Annotated in this window: 15 protein-coding genes; 5 read left to right on the forward strand and 10 right to left on the reverse strand. The window is 43.4% G+C overall.

From position 1 onward, the window contains the following. The first annotated feature begins 88 nt into the window (after positions 1-88). Positions 89-5,695: an SdrD B-like domain-containing protein gene (locus J4N22_RS04660; protein WP_207492535.1), complete on the forward strand. Its 5,607-nt coding sequence runs from the start codon at positions 89-91 to the stop codon at positions 5,693-5,695. Positions 5,696-5,854: 159 nt separating this feature from the next. Here J4N22_RS04660 and J4N22_RS04665 read toward each other — a convergent pair whose 3' ends face one another. After that, positions 5,855-6,586 carry a TrmH family RNA methyltransferase gene (locus J4N22_RS04665; protein WP_207492536.1) on the reverse strand — a complete coding sequence of 244 codons (732 nt, stop codon included), beginning with the start codon at positions 6,584-6,586 and terminating at the stop codon, positions 5,855-5,857. 8 nt (positions 6,587-6,594) lie between these two features. Between J4N22_RS04665 and J4N22_RS04670 the strand changes: the two genes are divergently transcribed. Then, positions 6,595-8,976 carry a BamA/TamA family outer membrane protein gene (locus tag J4N22_RS04670; protein ID WP_207492537.1) on the forward strand — a complete coding sequence of 794 codons (2,382 nt, stop codon included), beginning with the start codon at positions 6,595-6,597 and terminating at the stop codon, positions 8,974-8,976. Between the two features lie 7 nt (positions 8,977-8,983). Here the strand turns inward: J4N22_RS04670 and truB are convergent, their stop codons facing one another. Then, positions 8,984-9,664, reverse strand: coding sequence for a tRNA pseudouridine(55) synthase TruB (truB, locus tag J4N22_RS04675; RefSeq protein WP_207492538.1), 681 nt, complete (start codon positions 9,662-9,664; stop codon positions 8,984-8,986). A 94-nt stretch (positions 9,665-9,758) separates the two neighbouring features. Continuing rightward, positions 9,759-10,658: a site-specific tyrosine recombinase XerD gene (gene xerD / locus J4N22_RS04680; RefSeq protein WP_207492539.1), complete on the reverse strand. Its 900-nt coding sequence runs from the start codon at positions 10,656-10,658 to the stop codon at positions 9,759-9,761. Positions 10,659-10,742: 84 nt separating this feature from the next. On the opposite strand from xerD, the gene J4N22_RS04685 reads away from it, so the two are divergent. Beyond that, positions 10,743-11,246 carry a YkgJ family cysteine cluster protein gene (locus J4N22_RS04685; RefSeq protein WP_207492540.1) on the forward strand — a complete coding sequence of 168 codons (504 nt, stop codon included), beginning with the start codon at positions 10,743-10,745 and terminating at the stop codon, positions 11,244-11,246. On the opposite strand, the gene J4N22_RS04690 is transcribed toward J4N22_RS04685, so the two are convergent. Then, positions 11,247-11,600 (reverse strand): YraN family protein, encoded by a 354-nt coding sequence (locus J4N22_RS04690; protein ID WP_207492541.1) that lies wholly within the window; start codon positions 11,598-11,600, stop codon positions 11,247-11,249. A gap of 82 nt (positions 11,601-11,682) precedes the next feature. On the opposite strand from J4N22_RS04690, the gene manA reads away from it, so the two are divergent. Beyond that, positions 11,683-12,876 carry a mannose-6-phosphate isomerase, class I gene (manA, locus tag J4N22_RS04695; protein ID WP_207492542.1) on the forward strand — a complete coding sequence of 398 codons (1,194 nt, stop codon included), beginning with the start codon at positions 11,683-11,685 and terminating at the stop codon, positions 12,874-12,876. 72 nt (positions 12,877-12,948) lie between these two features. Continuing rightward, a complete protein-coding gene (locus J4N22_RS04700) occupies positions 12,949-13,527 on the forward strand; it encodes a DUF6580 family putative transport protein (RefSeq protein WP_207492543.1) in 579 nt (192 codons plus the stop codon). 47 nt (positions 13,528-13,574) lie between these two features. On the opposite strand, the gene J4N22_RS04705 is transcribed toward J4N22_RS04700, so the two are convergent. The 6 genes from J4N22_RS04705 to J4N22_RS04730 form a co-directional block, all read right to left on the reverse strand. Next, positions 13,575-14,222 (reverse strand): Dph6-related ATP pyrophosphatase, encoded by a 648-nt coding sequence (locus tag J4N22_RS04705; RefSeq protein WP_207492544.1) that lies wholly within the window; start codon positions 14,220-14,222, stop codon positions 13,575-13,577. A 10-nt stretch (positions 14,223-14,232) separates the two neighbouring features. Next, positions 14,233-14,718, reverse strand: coding sequence for a ribonuclease HI (rnhA, locus tag J4N22_RS04710; protein ID WP_207492545.1), 486 nt, complete (start codon positions 14,716-14,718; stop codon positions 14,233-14,235). A gap of 1 nt (position 14,719) precedes the next feature. Next, complete coding sequence (locus J4N22_RS04715) at positions 14,720-15,499, reverse strand: PhzF family phenazine biosynthesis protein (RefSeq protein WP_207492546.1); 780 nt, start codon at positions 15,497-15,499, stop codon at positions 14,720-14,722. Between the two features lie 70 nt (positions 15,500-15,569). Further along, positions 15,570-16,295: a YiiX/YebB-like N1pC/P60 family cysteine hydrolase gene (locus J4N22_RS04720; protein ID WP_207492547.1), complete on the reverse strand. Its 726-nt coding sequence runs from the start codon at positions 16,293-16,295 to the stop codon at positions 15,570-15,572. Positions 16,296-16,369: 74 nt separating this feature from the next. Beyond that, complete coding sequence (locus tag J4N22_RS04725; RefSeq protein WP_207492548.1) at positions 16,370-17,191, reverse strand: choice-of-anchor J domain-containing protein; 822 nt, start codon at positions 17,189-17,191, stop codon at positions 16,370-16,372. A gap of 11 nt (positions 17,192-17,202) precedes the next feature. Continuing rightward, positions 17,203-17,937 (reverse strand): choice-of-anchor J domain-containing protein, encoded by a 735-nt coding sequence (locus tag J4N22_RS04730; RefSeq protein WP_207492549.1) that lies wholly within the window; start codon positions 17,935-17,937, stop codon positions 17,203-17,205. Positions 17,938-17,948: the final 11 nt, after the last annotated feature.

The following is a 17,948-nucleotide window of genomic DNA, read 5'->3' on the forward strand; positions in this document are numbered from 1 at the left end:
TTTTTAGGAGCCACTAGAAGAACCACCCTCCAAATTTTCTGGACATTGGCCACAAGGGCTTGTTATAATTACATTTCAATTTGATCTTATGAGTAATTCTACATGTAAAAATTTATTGCGACTATCATCAGTTGCTTCCTGGCGAAAAACGGGAGGTTGGGGCCTGTTGCTGTTCGCCCTGTTTCAGTTGATGTCTTTGGGAGTGCAGGCGCAAACCTATAATTGTCCTACTTCAGGTACTACTACTGGTGGACATAAGGTTGTGTTTAACGGCGTTACTTATGCCGGCAGTGGTTCAAATACCACTTCACAATTCTCTTATACAATAACTTCAGGTTATTCACCTAGCATTAGTCATTTCAAATTTGGTACAGAAGGTTGTACTAACTGTTTTGATGATGCTTCCGATTTTGCCGGAACAACAGGTGGAACTCCATCATATGGAACTGATCCCCATACCAAGCTTTGTGGAATAAAATTCGATAATGGTATTAATGGAGGAAGCAGCAAAACTGTTACTTTCAAACTTAAAGGATATTATAGTGTTGGTACTATAAAATTCGCAGTTAAAGCAGGACAAAACGTAGAATACGTCGATATATGCGGTCCTATTTGTTCAACTCCGCCTCCTGTTAATAACTCAAGCATTGGCGACTTTGTTTGGAACGATCTAAATAAAAACGGGAAACAGGATGCAGGTGAGCCTGGCATAGCTAATGCTACGGTAACGCTTACACTTCCCGGCGGATTAACAAGGAATACGACAACCAACAATGATGGCTTCTATCAGTTTACTGGACTAAGTTCCGGAACATACCGCGTTACCTTTAGCACTCCTGCTGGTTTCACACCTTCACCTTCTAACGTAGGCGATGATACAAAAGATAGCGATCCGGTAAATGGCAGTGTATCTGTAACACTAAATAGTAACAACCAAGTTAACAATACTATAGACGCTGGTTTTTATCAAAGCACGCCAACAGGCACAGGCAAGATTGGTGATTTTGTTTGGAATGACCTGGATAAAGATGGTATCCAGGACAATGGTGAGCCTGGAATAAGCGGGGTAACTGTTACCTTAACAGGAAATGGCCTTACGCTTACCACCACTACTGATGGTAACGGTAAATATCAATTCAATAACCTTCCTGCCGGGCAGTATACTATTACATTTACTACTCCTTCCGGCTTAACTCCTTCTCCTGCTAAACAAGGAGGAAATGATGCTAAGGATAGCGACCCTTCTGGTGGAAGTGTAATTATAAACCTTGCTGCTGGTCAAACCAATAATAATATTGATGCTGGCTTCTATGATGCAAGCACACCAGGCTCAGGTAAGATTGGAAACTTTGTATGGAATGATTTAAATAAGAACGGTATCCAGGATGCTGGAGAACAAGGTATTTCGAACGTTACAGTTACACTTACTTCAGCAAGTGGAGCGCCTACGACTACCACTACAAATGCAAATGGATACTACCAGTTTGTTGGCTTAAACAGCGGCAATTATACAATTACTTTCACTACCCCTAATGGTTTTACGCCTACTGTGTCTAATGCAGGTAGTAATGATGAAGTGGATAGCGACCCAACCAATGGTTCAGTTACAGTTAACCTGGCCAATGGTCAAATAGATAATTCAATCGATGCTGGATTTTATACTACATCTACTTCTAATGGTGTTTGTCCTCCAAATTCAGTAGTTGGAGAAGGATTTGAAAACGGATCATTTTCTGGTGGTGCATCAGATCTTCATCATGGGCTTCCAAGGAATGGCTCTTACCAGGTGGTACAAAACGTCAACCAACTTGGTGGCGGTGGTTACCTAAATATTACACCAAGAAACGGTAATTTTTTCCTTGCTGCACATACCAGCAATGATGTGAATGACAAGGTGTGGTATCAAACAGTGAATGTTGCACCGAATACAGAATATACCTTCTGCTTTGCAGCTACTTTGCTTAAAAACTTGGGAGGTGGAGCAAACTACCAACTGGGTCTTTATGTAAATGGTCAATCAATAGGACAGGGCAGGGTAACGTTCGACTGGACACAGATATGCGGTACTTATAAAACTGGTCCTGGTCAAACATCACTTGAACTTTCTATTCGCGATCCAAAGAAGGGTTTGTTCTTTGTGGCGATTGATGATATATGCTTCTCGCCATCTACACCTGCAGGTAATCTAACATTAGGTAATCTGGTATGGAACGACCGTGATGGCGATGGTAAAAGAGATTCTAATGAGCCAGGAATAGCCGGAGCTACTATTAGCCTTTATACTGATAACGATGGTGACGACTTACCTGACGGGGCAGCTATCAGAACTACCACAACAGATGAAAATGGTAATTATGTATTTACAGGTTTACACCCAGGTAGGTATATAGCTTCAATGCCTATCCTTCCTGGGTATTCCCGGAGTCCCAACAATACCACTGGTGGTACTGTAGATACTCCAAAACCTGGCTGCTGCAGTTTAGATCCTGATGCTGATGAGGACAATGATAATAACCTGGTAAGGCTGGTTGGATCAAACGGGCCGGGAGGTGTTTTATACACCAAAGCAATTACCCTAAGTCAAGGTGGCGAACCAACCAATGATGGTGATGATGCCAATGGTAATCTTACACTGGATTTGGCACAGTGTGGTAATGCATATTTAGGAGATTTTGTTTGGAATGATCAAAATGGAAATGGTATACAGGATCCAGGAGAGCCAGGAATAAATGGGGTGAAGGTAATTTTAACCTTTCAGGATGGGACCATTGATGAAAGATACACCCACAGGTACCATCAGACTAACAATCAAAACGCTCCCCAATATAATGGATACTATGATTTCCCTAGCCTTGGACCAGGTACCTATACAATAACATTTGAAACACCTGCCGGCTACACGCCTAGCCCTGCTAATCAAGGGGGTAATGATGCAAAAGACAGTGATCCAATTAATGGGTCTGTACAGGTGACTGTTGTTGCTGACCAGAGTGATTTCACCATAGATGCTGGATTTATATCTACCACCCAACCAGCGCAAACATTCACATTAGGAAATCTTGTGTGGAACGATTACGATGGTGATGGTCAAAAAGACGACAATGAATATGGTATTCCAAATTATCCTGTTCGTTTGTACAGGGACACGAATGGAGATAACCTGCCAGATGGAGAACCAGTTGCTGAAACCATTACAGATGCACAAGGTTTCTACCAGTTCAATTATCTGAGTGCTGGTGATTACATAGTTAATATTCCAATATTAAAAGGGTATATAAAAAGTGGAACTCGTTCAACCAGCTTTGATCCTAATAATAATTTAGACAATGATAATAATGCAGTAAATGTCATTGGTGATAATGCTGAAGGAGGTGAGTTATTTAGTAATGCTATCACATTGGAACCAGGTCAGGAACCAGAAGGGGGTGGTTATGTGAATAATACTCTAGATATGGCTGTGTGTGGGTTGTACTGGATAGGCAACTTTGTATGGAATGACTTAAATGGCAATGGTATACAAGAACCAGGTGAAAAGGGGATCAATGGTGTAACAGTTGAAATACGCTTCTCAGATGGAACAACGGGTAAGACGACAACTCATACATACCATGATCCGCGTAATCCTTCTGTGGATAATGACGGTTATTATGATTTTAAAAATCTTGGCCCAGGAACGTTCGTAATTATATTCCCAACTTCTGTAAACGGGATGAATCTTACTACGCCAAATTCTGGCAGTGATGATAAAGTAGACAGTGATCCTTCACAAGCAACTGGTGAAGTAACAGTTGTACTTGTAGATAAGAGTGATCATGATGTGGATGCCGGTTATTCAAATGGCACACCACCGCCACCTCCATCCAACCCATGTCCTGAAACAACAAATGCCGAAGGTAATTATGGTGGCTTTGAACTTGGCTACAATAGTTTCGGAGCGGGTAAAGCGCAGACACAATATTCTAGAGGTATGCCAAGAAATGGTGCTTACGAGATTGTGAAGAAAGCAAGTGATGCCGGCGGAGGCGGTTACCGGAGCCTGGGCCCACAGTCAGGATCGTATTTCATGCTAAGCCATACCAGGACTTCAAGCAATAATAAGATCTGGTATAAAGATGTATATGTGGTAGAAGGTCAAAAGTATTCTTTCTGTGCATGGATTGCTAATGCTAAAGCAGAACCTACACAAGGGTTCAGAATAGACCTGATTGTTGACGGTACATCAATAGAAAACGGCGTGGCAGTATACAATTGGTCACAGGTATGTGGTACCTATACTGCTACAAAAACCGGTAATGTAACCTTCGAAATCAGAGACCTAGATGCACACACTGGACCAAGCCACTTCCTGGGATTAGATGGTATTTGCATAGGCCCGGATAATACGGTTAGTCGTACAGCCAATCCTACTACACCTGCCAATACTGGTTTTGGTGAAGAACTTACTGAGAACTGTAATTTAAAAGTTACACTAGCACCAACCGATCCACTATGTAAGGGTCATGTAACTGGTAAAATCAAAACAACCGTTACTGGCAACACTGGTGCTCTTACCTATACCTGGAGCAATGGCTCTACAGGTGCTAACCTGGTGAATGTGGGAGCAGGTAGCTATTATGTGAAGGTTAAGGATAAGGAAACCGGCTGCGAGGTTACTTCTGATGCAGTGGAACTTACTGATGCAAGTAAAATGGTGGTAACACTTTCCAGCCCTGAAGTAAATGGATACAATGTTCTTTGCACCAATGGTAACAACGGTAGTATAGAGCTTAAAGTAACTGGTGGAAAAGGCGCTTATAGCTACACCTGGAACAACGGTGCTACTACAGCCAATTTAACCAACGTGGTGGCTGGTAAATACACAGTGGTTGTAAAAGATGAATCACAGTGTCCTGCACAAGCTTCCATTGTACTAAAAGAGCCTAAGAATGGCTTATTGGTAGAGCCAACTGTAAAAGCAGTTGATTGTAACAATCCATCAGGTTCAGTTGCTTTGCGTGTAACTGGCGGTGCAGCTCCTTATACTTATACCTGGAGCAACGGTGCTACTTCTCAGAATCTTGATAAAGTAGCAGCGGGCAATTATACTGTAACTGTGAAAGATGCAGTAGGATGTGAAGTATCTAAAACCATCCAGGTGAAAAATAACCAACTGCAACTGCAGGTGAATGCTGACAGGAACACGCTGGTAGCAGGTTCTGGTATCACTTCTAATATTCTGAAAGCAGAAGCTAACGGTGGAACAGGAGATTATACCTACACCTGGAGCACCAGCGAAACGTTGAAAACTGTTGGTAAAAACAAAGCAACTGTTAATCCTACAGCTACTACAGATTATACTGTAACAGTTAAAGACGGCGCAGGATGTACAGCAACAGCTAACGTAGCAGTAAAAGTGGTGAATGAGGTGTTGGCAGCTAAGCCGGTTGTTACACCAACCATTACTGTAGAAGGTATCAAGGTTTCTCCTAATCCTACCAAAGGCATCTTCAATCTTGTGTTGAATGGCCTGGCTACCGGTAAAGCAGAAATAAGAATACTGGATGCAAATGGTAAAGAAGTAGCAAACCAGCAGGTAAACATTACCGGCGACATGCAAACTGTTCCATTCAATCTGGTAGGATTACCAAGAGGAATCTATTTCGTAGATGTTGTTTCTTCTACCGGAAAGTTCAAAGAGAAGGTAATCATTAAATAACACTTTACTTAAGTGTATAAACTGACAGCTCCCCATTGTTGGGGAGCTGTTTTTTATTTAGGAGAAGTAAGTTGGCCAATTGGTAGAACGAACTCCAGTATTAGTTCTAAAATATCATCTGGTTTCTTTCCTGGTGGAATAAAGTTTTCCCTTACGCCATCAACTATTGTTTTTCATACAACCCACAATAATAGCTGTGGCTACAGCAGCATTCAATGATTCGGCGCCACCTATTCTTGGTATAGTTACAGGGTGTGTAATGAATGACTTCAACTCTTCGCTGATGCCTTTGCCTTCATTTCCTATTACCAGGATTCCTTCTTCTACTTTTCTGGAGCTATAAATATTTTCTCCTTCAAGTAGTGCTCCATACACAGGGACAGTAGCTTCCGAAAGCCACTGGCTCGTGTTTCCGTACCAAACATTTACCCTGCAAAGGCTACCCATGGTTGCCTGTACTACTTTTGGATTATACAGTTCTACACAATCTATGGTGCAGACAATTTGGTTAATACCAAACCAATCAGCGATCCTGATGATAGTGCCCATATTTCCCGGATCCTGGATGGCATCTAGCACGATGGACATCTTCCCATCAGCATTCGGAGATTGATCCGCTGCTTTCTGTTTTACCAGCAACAATACCTGGTTTGCCTTGCTCAGGTTAGATAGCTTCTGCAATTCATCTTCAGATACCTCGGTTACAGGAAAAGAAAATGATTCATGCTTTTGCAGGTACTTATTGGTAGCGAAGATCTTTAACACCTCAAAGTCACTGTTCAGTATCTCCTCGGCTAGCTTCGGGCCTTCTGCTATAAAGGCTTGCGCCTCGTCACGCTGTTTTTTGTGGCCTAAAGATTGAATATATTTGAGCTCATTTTTACTCAGCATTGTAGATCATGTTTCAGACGTACCGGAAGGCAAACCTTTATATTTTCTTTTTATCTGTGGTATTAGCCTTTGCCTCCTGTACAGTTGTAAAAAATTATCCGCCTAATACTCCTTTTGTTTTCGACAACGAAATTAAGCTTGAAGGTGATGTATCCAAAGATGAAATGAGAAGGATACAGGCTGAGTTGTATAACTATTGGGATGATAGCCTGAAGCCACGCCGCGTTGGGCAGTTCGGAGTTCGTACCATTGTTCGCAACCCACCGCGGTTTGATACTTCCTATATCAACCCGAGCATCACCTTTATGCGTTCTTACCTGCAGTCGCAGGGATTTTATAATTCGATAGTAGAACCTATACTGCCACACGAAATAGATACTGTAGGCGACCAATTGCGTGCAACAGTGCGTATGGCTGTTAACCTCGAAAAAAACCTTCGTATTTCGTCCTTTACTTTCGATAGTATTCAGCATGATGACCTGCGGGTGCTGGCGAAACAAGATTCTTCTAAAACCCTGCTGAGAGAGAGAAAGCCGTTCAATAAACAACTGATATCCGGCGAACTGGACAGGCTTGTGAACTTGTACAGGAACAATGGTTACCTGCGTATGAACAGGGAAAATCTATATGCTGAAGTGGATACAACTGAGGTTGGTTTACTCGACATCACCCTGGATCCATTTGAACAAGCAAGAAGAATAGCCGAGGCAACACAGAGACGTTTGGCCGATCCTACCATTGATGTAGCTATACGATCTCGTCCTTCCAACGATACCAATGCTTTTACGCAGTTCTATGTTGGTCGCATCTACCTGTATCCTGAAACAGAAAAAACTGAGATCGTAGATTCTCTTATTGGAAAAACCTTTCCCCAGGAAATAAATGCAAGACAGTATACCCTAAAGCAACATGTAGGGCTGGTAAAGCTAAGGCCATTGCGTGAGCATACCTACCTGCGCGAAGGAACGCTGTATGACCAGAGCATGTACTTTAAAACCATCAATGCATATTCGAGCCTGGGGCCATGGAACCAGGTAGATGTGCGGCCGGTGATACGTGTGGATACAGTGCCAATAGTGGATTTTCATTTTTTTCTGACACCTGCGCCTAAATACTCTTTTGGTACCGACCTGGAAGTAAGTCGGAACACCAATAGTATTATTACAGGGAACTTGCTGGGTGTTGCCAATGTCATCACCTTCAGGCGAAGGAATGTAGCAAAGCAGGCAATACAAGCCAGCACCACGCTTCGAAATGGTATAGAACTTGGCTTGAATGACTCTGTTTCGGTTTTACAAACTTTCCAGTCAAGCATTACACAAACCTTCAGTTTTCCACGCTTCATTACTCCATTTAGAATTCGCGGTGAAAAGTCACTAGATGACTATAGAACGCTATTAAGTTTAAATGCCTCTTATACCGACAGGCGTAATTTCTTCAAACTAAGTTCTGCTGTACTTTCTTTTGGTTATGAATGGAAAAGAAAAAATCATGCATGGATCTACCGGCCATTAAATGTGGAATTGTATAGCCTGGATACATTGGCTGGATTGCGTTCGGCATTTGTCAACAACCCGTTTTTGCGTAATGCATTCAACACCGGTTATGTTATCAGCCAAACGTTATCGTACAGCTATACCTACCCGGGAAACAGGGCGGGTGTTACCAACTTCCTTCGTATTTCAGGCGAGGAGGCCGGTGCTATTTCTGGCAGGTTTCCGGGTTTGCGCGACAAGATCTATCAATACATTAAAGGCGAGGCGGAATTCAGGAAGTTGATCAGCTACCGCAGAACTGGCCTTGCATTCAGGTTTTTTGGTGGTGTTGGCTACAACTATAGCAACGACCCGGTGCTGGGACGATCGCTGCCGTTTTTTAAACAATATATAGCTGGCGGGCCAAACAGCATGCGGGCATGGAATATCAGGCAACTGGGACTGGGCTCTTCTTTGTTGAGTGATACTTCTTCTGTTTTCAGGGACAGGTTTGGAGATGTGCAGCTGGAGACGAATATAGAATATCGTTACCCATTTTTTACCATCGGATCTATAAATGTCAACAGTGCTGTTTTTGCAGATATAGGTAATCTTTGGAACCTGAAGAACCCTCGGAACAATCCAGACTCAGCCAGCGTTTTACGCTTCGATCGCTTTTTCAGAGACCTTGCTATTGGTGTAGGAACAGGATTACGATTCGATATCAGCTCAATAATGATCAGGCTTGATTTTGCTTATAAAGTGAAAGATCCGGCACGCGAAAAAAACAATGGATGGATGAGCATCAAAGATTTCTCCTGGACGAATGATGAATACAACATTGTAGATGCGAATGGCAGAAGGATCAGGCGAAACAATTATGCTTTCCAGTTAGGTATTGGCCTTCCATTCTAAGGAATTACTATTCAGCTTTCAGCTCCTCTACCAGCTTTTCCATTTGAGGTGCATCGTTTACATGGAATTCTCCAATGCGTGTGCGGCGTAGGCTGCTTAAGTAAGCACCACATCCCAATTGTTTACCAAAATCATGTGCTAAACTGCGGATATAAGTGCCGGTACTGCAAACCACTTTAAAGTGCACGATGGGAAGCTCGATCATGTCGATACTGAAATGATGTATGGTGATTGTACGTGGATCCAATTCTACTTCAATACCTTTTCGCGCCAGCAGGTATACAGGCTTTCCTTCTTTTTTTATTGCAGAATGAATGGGCGGTACCTGCTGTATCTGCCCCATAAAATTTTCTGTGGCAGTATGAATAACATCATTGGTGATGCCATCAAGGCTACGATGTTCTATAGGGTCACTTTCCAGGTCGTAAGTAGGAGTGGAGGCGCCAAGGGTAAAGGTGCCGGTATATTCCTTTTCCATACCCATGTACTCGTTTATCTTCTTGGTGTATTTGCCGGTGCAAACAATTAGCAGGCCGGTAGCAAGTGGATCAAGTGTACCTGCATGCCCTACTTTTTTAATCCTGATGGTATTCCTGATCTTCCGCACCACATCAAATGATGTCCATTCCAGGGGTTTATCTACCAGCATTACCTGCCCTAGCTCATACTTGTTCAGCACCTTTTCCATCGGGCAAAAGTAGGGGATTGGCTTTTGATTGTCGATTAGCAGTGGTGACTGCAGGTAGACATTTGCATTACAGGAGTGTATTGCTGATGGCGTACTACTGGAAAGCAGGATGAAACTGCTGGAGGGTACTTCGTAGAAAATCCCTGTCGAGGTGCGTGTAGATTTCAGTGGTGGTAATGCTTTCGTGGCCCAGCATTTCCTGCACCGCACGCAGGTCGGCGCCACCTTCTACTAAATGTGTAGCAAAGGAATGGCGAAACGTGTGGGGCGAAATGGTCTTGTTGATCTTGGCCTTTTGCGCCAGCTCTTTAATGATGTAAAAGATCATGACACGAGAGATCTTTCCACCGCGTTTGTTCAGGAAGAGAACATCATCGCAACCCTTAGCTCTGGGTTGATGCACCCGCACCGTATCCTTGTAAAGCTTTATACACTTAATGGCTTCACTGCCTATAGGAACCAAACGTTCTTTATTGCCTTTGCCAATTACTCTTATAAAACCAACATCAAGATACAGGCAGCTCAACTGCAGGTTTACCAACTCAGTTACCCGCAGGCCACAGCTATACAAAGTTTCTAAAATGGCTTTATTGCGTGTGCCTTCAGGTTTACTAAGATCCAACTGGCCTATGATGCTTTCTATCTCTTCGAAAGAAAGTGTGTCAGGAAGCTTGCGCTGCAGCTTTGGTCCTTCCAACAGTGTTGTTGGGTCATTGGTGACGATATTTTCTGTTAGGCAATATTTAAAAAACCCTTTGATGCCAGAGATGATACGTGCCTGCGATGCTGGTGTCATACCAAGTTCGGCTACCCATTTTACAAATTGTTGTAGCGTCTTAAGATCAATATCCGCAGGAGAAGCTTTGTCACCTGTAAGTAGCAAGAAAGAAGTTAACTTATCCACATCGCGCAGGTATGCCTCAACTGAATGATCGCTCAGCGATTTTTCCAGTTGCAGGTAGGCTTTATATCCATTTTTGTATGACGTCCACATGGGCTTCTGCTCCTTCTAAATTTTCTTTGGCTGCTACGTGCAACATAGCACGTATTTGCTACATTCGGCTATACAATCTTCTACATGCTGCCTGTCAACCTCCGTTCCTTTCGCACCAAAGTTCGCCACCACAAACAAGCTATGATCAACTTCCTGCAGAAGCTGGAACAGCAGCCGCCAAAAAACCTTGATAAACTAGCTGAGGAAATAGCTCCTGCTGTATGGAAAGCTACCGACTGCCTTACCTGTGCTAACTGCTGCAAAAGGATGAGCCCGACATTCACAGCGAAGGATATAAAAAGGATAGCGGCTTATGTAGGTATGACGCCAAAGGAATTTAAAGCTAAATGGCTGTGGGTGCCACCGGATGATAAGGATTGGTTGAACCGCAATCAGCCTTGCCAGTTCCTGGATGTGCGTACGAATTTGTGCAGCATCTATGAAGTGCGTCCTGCTGATTGTGCAGGTTTTCCGCACCTCACCAAAAAGAAAATGGTGGAATACATCCATGTTCACCAGCAAAATATTACCTATTGCCCTGCCACTTATATGATGGTAGAAAAGCTGATGGTAAGGGTGGCGCTGTAATTACAGGTAAACATCCTGGTTGAACCAATAATCAATTTGTTCACCCTTTACAAGGATGGCCAGCACATCAAATTGTATCCATTTCCACCCGGGGTTTAAAAATTGGTATTGTTCGGCTGCGTCTTTCAGGTTTTTAAATTTTTGCCTGGTGATGCTATCCTCAGGATTGCCATAACGGGTGCTGCGGCGGGTTTTTACTTCAATGAAATGAAGTGTATCTCCTTTCTCCGCTATCAGGTCAACCTCCCAGTGACGGAAACGCCAGTTTGTTTCGCGGATCAGGAAACCTTTTGCAGTCAGCCATTCTGCAGCCAGTTTTTCACCTTCTATACCAGTATCGTTATGATCGGCCATGTTGTTCAACTTTTACATGCAGCTACGGCGGCTTTTTATGGCTGCCTCTTTGTATGTTTGAATATTAAAAAACAAACTGCTTTTGAAAGACCAAATTTTTAAGATCAATGGTGCTGTTCAGCACTATGCGTGGGGAGGATTTGACTTTATTCCGTCGTTGCTACGCATGGCAAGGAAAGAACAAAAACCATATGCAGAATACTGGCTGGGCGCTCATCCTTCTGCGCCTTCAGATGTAGAATTGCCAGATGGAACCAGCATTTTCTTGAATGCTGCTATCAAACAACTTCCTTTCAAATATATAGGTGAGAAAGTGTACGAACGCTTTGGTGAACTGCCTTACCTGCTAAAGGTGCTGGATGTGCGCGAAATGCTTTCCATACAGGTGCATCCTACAAGAGAGGAAGCAATTAAAGGTTTTGAAAAAGAAGAAGCTGCAGGAATACCTATTGATGCGCCACATCGTAATTATAAGGATAGAAATCACAAGCCGGAGGTGATGATTGCGCTAAGTGATTTTTGGTTGTTACACGGCTTCAAACCTGCTGATGAACTGGTGGCTACCTTACAACAAGTGCCTTCATTCAAAGAGCTTGTGGCAGTGTTTGAGAAGGAAGGCTATTTCGGACTGTACAAGCATGTAATGGAAATGCCGCAAGATGCCGCAGATGCTATGCTTGGTCCTGTAGTAAAAGAAGCCTTAGCCGGCACACCGCCTAAAAATGATCCTGCTTATTGGGTAGCTAAATTGTACAATGGAAATGCACCAGTTGACGGTTTCGACAGAGGCATATTTTCCATCTACTTTTTCAATATTGTACAGCTGCATAAAGGGCAGGCAATTTTTCAGCAGGCAGGTGTGCCACATGCCTACCTGGAGGGGCAGAACGTGGAGCTGATGGCCAATAGCGACAACGTGCTACGCGGAGGACTGACACCTAAACATGTGGATGTGCCCGAGTTGCTAAAGCAAACCACTTTTGAACCCATACATCCTTATGTGCAGGGAGGCGTAGTAAAAGAAGGTGGAGAAAGAATATTTGATTGTCCGGTGGAAGATTTTGGCATCAGCATGTTTTCTTTAGAAAATGGTAAAGCATATACTGCTACTGCATTTTCAGCTGAGATATTTTTGATAACTCAAGGAAGTGTGAGCGTAGGTGAGCAGCAATTTTCTGCAGGAGAGGCCTTTCTTGTTGCAGCTGAAACGGAGTATACCATAGTAGCAAACGAGGACACAGAAGCTTATAAGGCGTTTGTGCCAAAACTGGCTTAGCAGGTTAAGTAAAAGGTGCAGAAGCATTATCTATAATAATTTTTCAGCTATTTTTGCCGCTCAACTAAATAAATGATGAACAATCAGAGCAAGACTTCCATACTTTCTATAGCGGTTCTAATACTATTTGCAGCCGCTACCAGGTTGTTTCCACACTATCCAAACTTTACAGCTATTGGTGCTATGGCTATCTTTGGAGGAGCTGTTATAAAAGATAAAAAACTAGCTTTTTTACTTCCTCTTGGTGCATTGTTCTTGTCTGATGTTTGCCTGCAGTTGTTTGGTATTACACAAGGCTTCTATAGCGGGCAGTTGTTTGTGTATGCTGCATTTGTACTTATCACTGCGCTTGCTACTTTCATCCGCAAGCCTGGTTTTGCAAACATCACTTTAGCTGCAGTTTGGTCAGGACTTATATTCTTCATTATCTCCAACGTGGGTGTGTGGATCATGAGCGATGGTATCATTTATCCTAAAACAATGTCTGGTTTAGCTGCTTGTTTTGCTGCTGCACTACCTTTTTACAAGAACGAATTCTTTGGAAACTTTTTGCTGAATGGCATCTATGGCAATATGTTCTTTAGTGCATTATTATTTGGCGCCTACTTCCTGGTTCAGAGATCAAGGAAATCGGCAACTGCCGTAGCTTAAGCTATTTCTATATAAAATTTTAGAACCTGTGTGAAAGCACAGGTTTTTTATTGGAGAGAAGCGAACCAGTAATCATTGTGCTGCTGCGTACCTGTTACTATTACTTGTATGGGAGATTTGAATAAACTACAATTGGTGACCAGCGTGTGAAACTCGCCATTTTCACCGCATGGATCTATTCCTTTTTCTTCCAGTTCCTGCACCAGTTGAGGTGTAAGGATTTTACCTAAATATGCTTCGCCCATAGTCTTGTTACAGCTAACGATCATGGTTTCTAAGCCGCCTTCTAGCATCTGCAAAACCAACGCCTTTCGCTCCATTTTCCAAAGTGGTAACCGTGCAGATAATCCAGCTTGCTGGCATACCATTTCCTCCCAATCGCGGTGCGCTTGCAGGTCAATATCTCCAAATACAGCATGATCCAATTTGTACTCGTTCTTCAGGTAAGTAAGTGCATTGATGAAGTTGGGCTGGTAGTCGCTCCAGCTACTGCTTACCAGGTGAAGCGGCAGGCCAATGGCTTCAGCCTGTTTTTTTAGAATGGCTATAGGTATGCCATGGCTGCGGGAAATTTGCCCTTCCTCGTTCAGCACATTTACAAGCACCGCGGGCTGCAGTCCTTGTTCAATAGCAAGAATGGTGGCAAAGCAACTGTCTTTACCACCACTCCAACTAACTACAAAGCGATTGTGCATGTAAATGATCCTAGCTTCTTTGAGATTTTAATTCCTGTTCGTAGCCTGTATCTATAAGATGGTTACCTCCATCCGCGGCTTGTGTAGCCAACTCATCACAGCGGTTGTTATATGGATTATTTGCGTGACCCTTTACCCACTTGAATTGGATATTGTAATCTTTAGACAGTTTGTAGAACCGTGTCCAAAGGTCTTTGTTCTTCTTGCCACCTTTGAAATCTGTACGAATCCAGTTGTTCAGCCAGCCTTCTGATACTGCCTTTACCACGTACTGGCTGTCGGTGAAAATCGTTAGCGGGATGTTCTTTTTATTCAGTGATTCAAGTGCTACGATCACCGCCATTAGCTCCATGCGATTGTTGGTGGTAAGGCGGTAACCTGCAGATAATTCTTTTCTCTTATCTCCCCACATTAAGATGGCGCCATAGCCACCAGGCCCGGGGTTGCCGCGGCTCGATCCATCTGTATATATGATCAGTTGATGTCCGTTACTCATGTTATAAATAATATTCTCCCTTCATGTACAAAACGGTGTGTCCACCAATGATCACCCTGTCGCCCCTGTCTTCACAAAACAGCTGACCTTCCCTTGCGGAAAGTTGCCTTGCCATCATCTTGTCTTTACCAAACTCCTGCGCCCAATAAGGGATGAGGGAGCAATGAGCAGAGCCTGTAACAGGATCTTCACCAATAACAGAATTTGGAACAAAGAACCGCGAAACAAAATCAGCTTCGCGTCCCGGTGCTGTTACAATAATGCCTACCACATCCAACTTATTCAGGTGCGAAAAATTTGGAACCAGGTTACGCACATATTTTTCATCATCGTACACCAAAAAGTAATCGCGTGACTTCAGCACTTTCGTTGGGGCAATATCAAAACCATCTAACAACGCTGAAGGTGCTTCTGCAGGTTTAGGCATTCTTGATGGAAAGTTTAATTGTATAACATCGTCCATTTTATGGACTTCTAAAATGCCGCTCTGGCTGCTGAAGCGAATAACATCTGATGTATGTGGTGTATGATGAAAAATGACATGTGCAGTGGCTAGCGTAGCATGTCCACAGAGGTCTATTTCCATCTCAGGCGTAAACCACCTGATATGATATTCGTGACCAGTCTTTAAAAAAAATGCTGTTTCACTCAGGTTGTTCTCAGCAGCAAGACGCTGCATTACATGGTCAGGTAGCCAGTTCTCCAGTGGGCAAACCGCAGCAGGGTTGCCACCAAAGATGGATGATGTAAAAGCATCTACCTGGTAAATCTCGTTTGGCATATTTATTAATTCTAAAGTCAAAAATCAAAAGTCAAAATTAAATGTGATCCAACGTTAAAGCCGGGGCTTCTTAGTGTACCTGGTCAGGAAAGTATTTTAGAGGGAACTCCATCACCAGGTTGCAGTCGGGGTGAAGGTACAGGTTGTCTATCGTCATGATCTTTCTTTCAGCAATTTGTTTATCCGTAGCATTCACTTTGGCAAAAAAATGAACCACCATCTTTTGCATTTGCTTCGGGATGTTTGCCTGCCTGAACTGCAGCCTTTTGCCGGTAGCTGTTTCCAAAGCTTTAGATATCATTTCAGAGCAATACATCTTATCATCATCAGTGATATCGTAAACGGCATCAAAACGAACATCAGCATTCTTATATTTATCAATCGTAGTAGCCAATGCTGCTTTTTCTGCCGCTGATAAATTGTACCGGTATAAAGCACATTTTATATGCTTTGCCGCGTTGATGAATGAATCAATCGGAATGTATTGAATGGTATCTGCGCCCTTTTGTTCAGGAGCTATATGGGCTACATAGATTTTGTTCTCCTTCGTTACCACAATGCCTGTATGCGAGTAAGAGTGATCTTTTTCGTTGATGTACCGTACCCTGTCACTTATCAGGTCGTCATTTAGCCTCACCAACAGGTCGCCAGGTTGCGCAGCTGCCTTCAGTTGTTGAATGTTTTGCTGTACCCGCTGCTCTGCACTTTGCTCCAATGCAGGCTGCGTAGTGCTTGCTGACTGGCAGGCAGTGAACCCTATCATCCATACCGCGGCTACTATTGCTGTTATCTTCATACTCTATGTGTGGCGGGTAAAAATAAAAAGGCTGCCGGTAGTTACGGCAGCCTCTCTAAACTATTTTATTTTACTTATTGACGAACGAAAGCCAGGCTATCTACACCAACCACACTAGGATAGTTGTCGCCACTGGTTCCACCAAACAAACCTGCATCTGTACTCATGTAGCGGAAAGCAAAACGGCCGTTGGTAACAGCTCCACCAGGCACACCAGCTAAAGTGATGGTATACTTGGTCCACTGCTGCGGGTAACCAGGCACAGCAGGTGTATTGCCTGTTGCATCATTGTTTAAATAGTTGCTGTTGATGTCGAGCAGGTTTACGCTAAAGCTGCCGGTAGAGGTGTGGGTATTGCCCACATTTGCTGATCCGTCAGTGAAGTTGGCACGTACCTGCATGCGGTCTCTTGTGTATACGCTATAGTCCTGGTCGTTTACTGCACGGGTATAAAAAATGATTTGGTCGCCATTCTTCATAGGAAGTACTGGTGAGATCAACCACGCACTGATGTTGGCATTACCTGAAATATCGTTTGCAGCAGAAGCATCGCAACTTACAAAGTCGTTAGGCGTTTTGCTTGCTGAATAAGCTGGAAAACCAATATAAGGTACGGGTGCAAGGAACTTGAATTGAACACCTGTAGCAGCTTCGTAGCGTCCTTGTCTCCAACCTGTCTGTCCAATAGGGCTGCTGTTGTTTCTAAAAATCCATCCTTTGGCAGCAAGATTTCCCACTGTATCAAATTCCTCTACAAAAGATGCAGAAGTAGCAGGTGGAAATACGGGCGTAAGATTGCGCGTGGTGGGTGCTGTTTCTTTTTTGCAAGAAGCAACTACCATGGTTATGGACACCAAAGAAGCAATAGCGTATATAAGTGGTTTTGAAGTTTTCATTCTTTCGTTTTTTAGCGTCCTACACTTTGATAAGTTACATAATCAATGCCTACACCTGAACCTAATCCGTTCCAGCCACCACCTTCAATAAAGTACCTGAAGGCATAGCGACCGCGAACAGGCTTACTCAAACCATACACAGTGGCTTCAAAGCGTGTCCAATTAGCTGGATAAGCCTTGGTGGATGGAGTAACTATACTACTGAACTCGTATGTCGGGTTGATGTCAAGCAAGGGAGTATCAAAATCACCTGCATCCGAACCACTACCTACATTCAATCCTTCGTTGTGAAGGTTGAGCCTTACCTGCAGCCTGTTGCCATAATCTGTAGAGTCGCCGGCACCATCATCGTATTGAAGGGCACGGGTGTAAAAAATGATCTTATCGCCGTTTTGAAAAGTAACTGGAGGAGATATCAACCAATTGCTGATGATACCTGCAGCAGCCGATGTAGAAGTATAATCTGCGCCTATAAAACCTGCGTAAGTGCCGTTAGAAGAAAAAGGAGAAAACCAAGGCATCACTTCACCACCTTGCTGCCAGATGTTAGATCCTTTAGGGGTGCTGGCATTGGTAATCATCCACCCGCGTGAAAGTGAAGCGGCAACTGTATCAAATTCTTCGATATGCGATTGATCAGCAACGGGAGGCGGGACGGTTAGATACCGGTCGTCTACGCAACTGGTAAATAATAGTGAAGGAATACCAACCAACAATAAGATGTTAGGTAAAAGTCTTTTTCTCATACAGTTATATT

This window comes from Aridibaculum aurantiacum (assembly GCF_017355875.1).
GTDB lineage: Bacteria > Bacteroidota > Bacteroidia > Chitinophagales > Chitinophagaceae > Segetibacter > Segetibacter aurantiacus.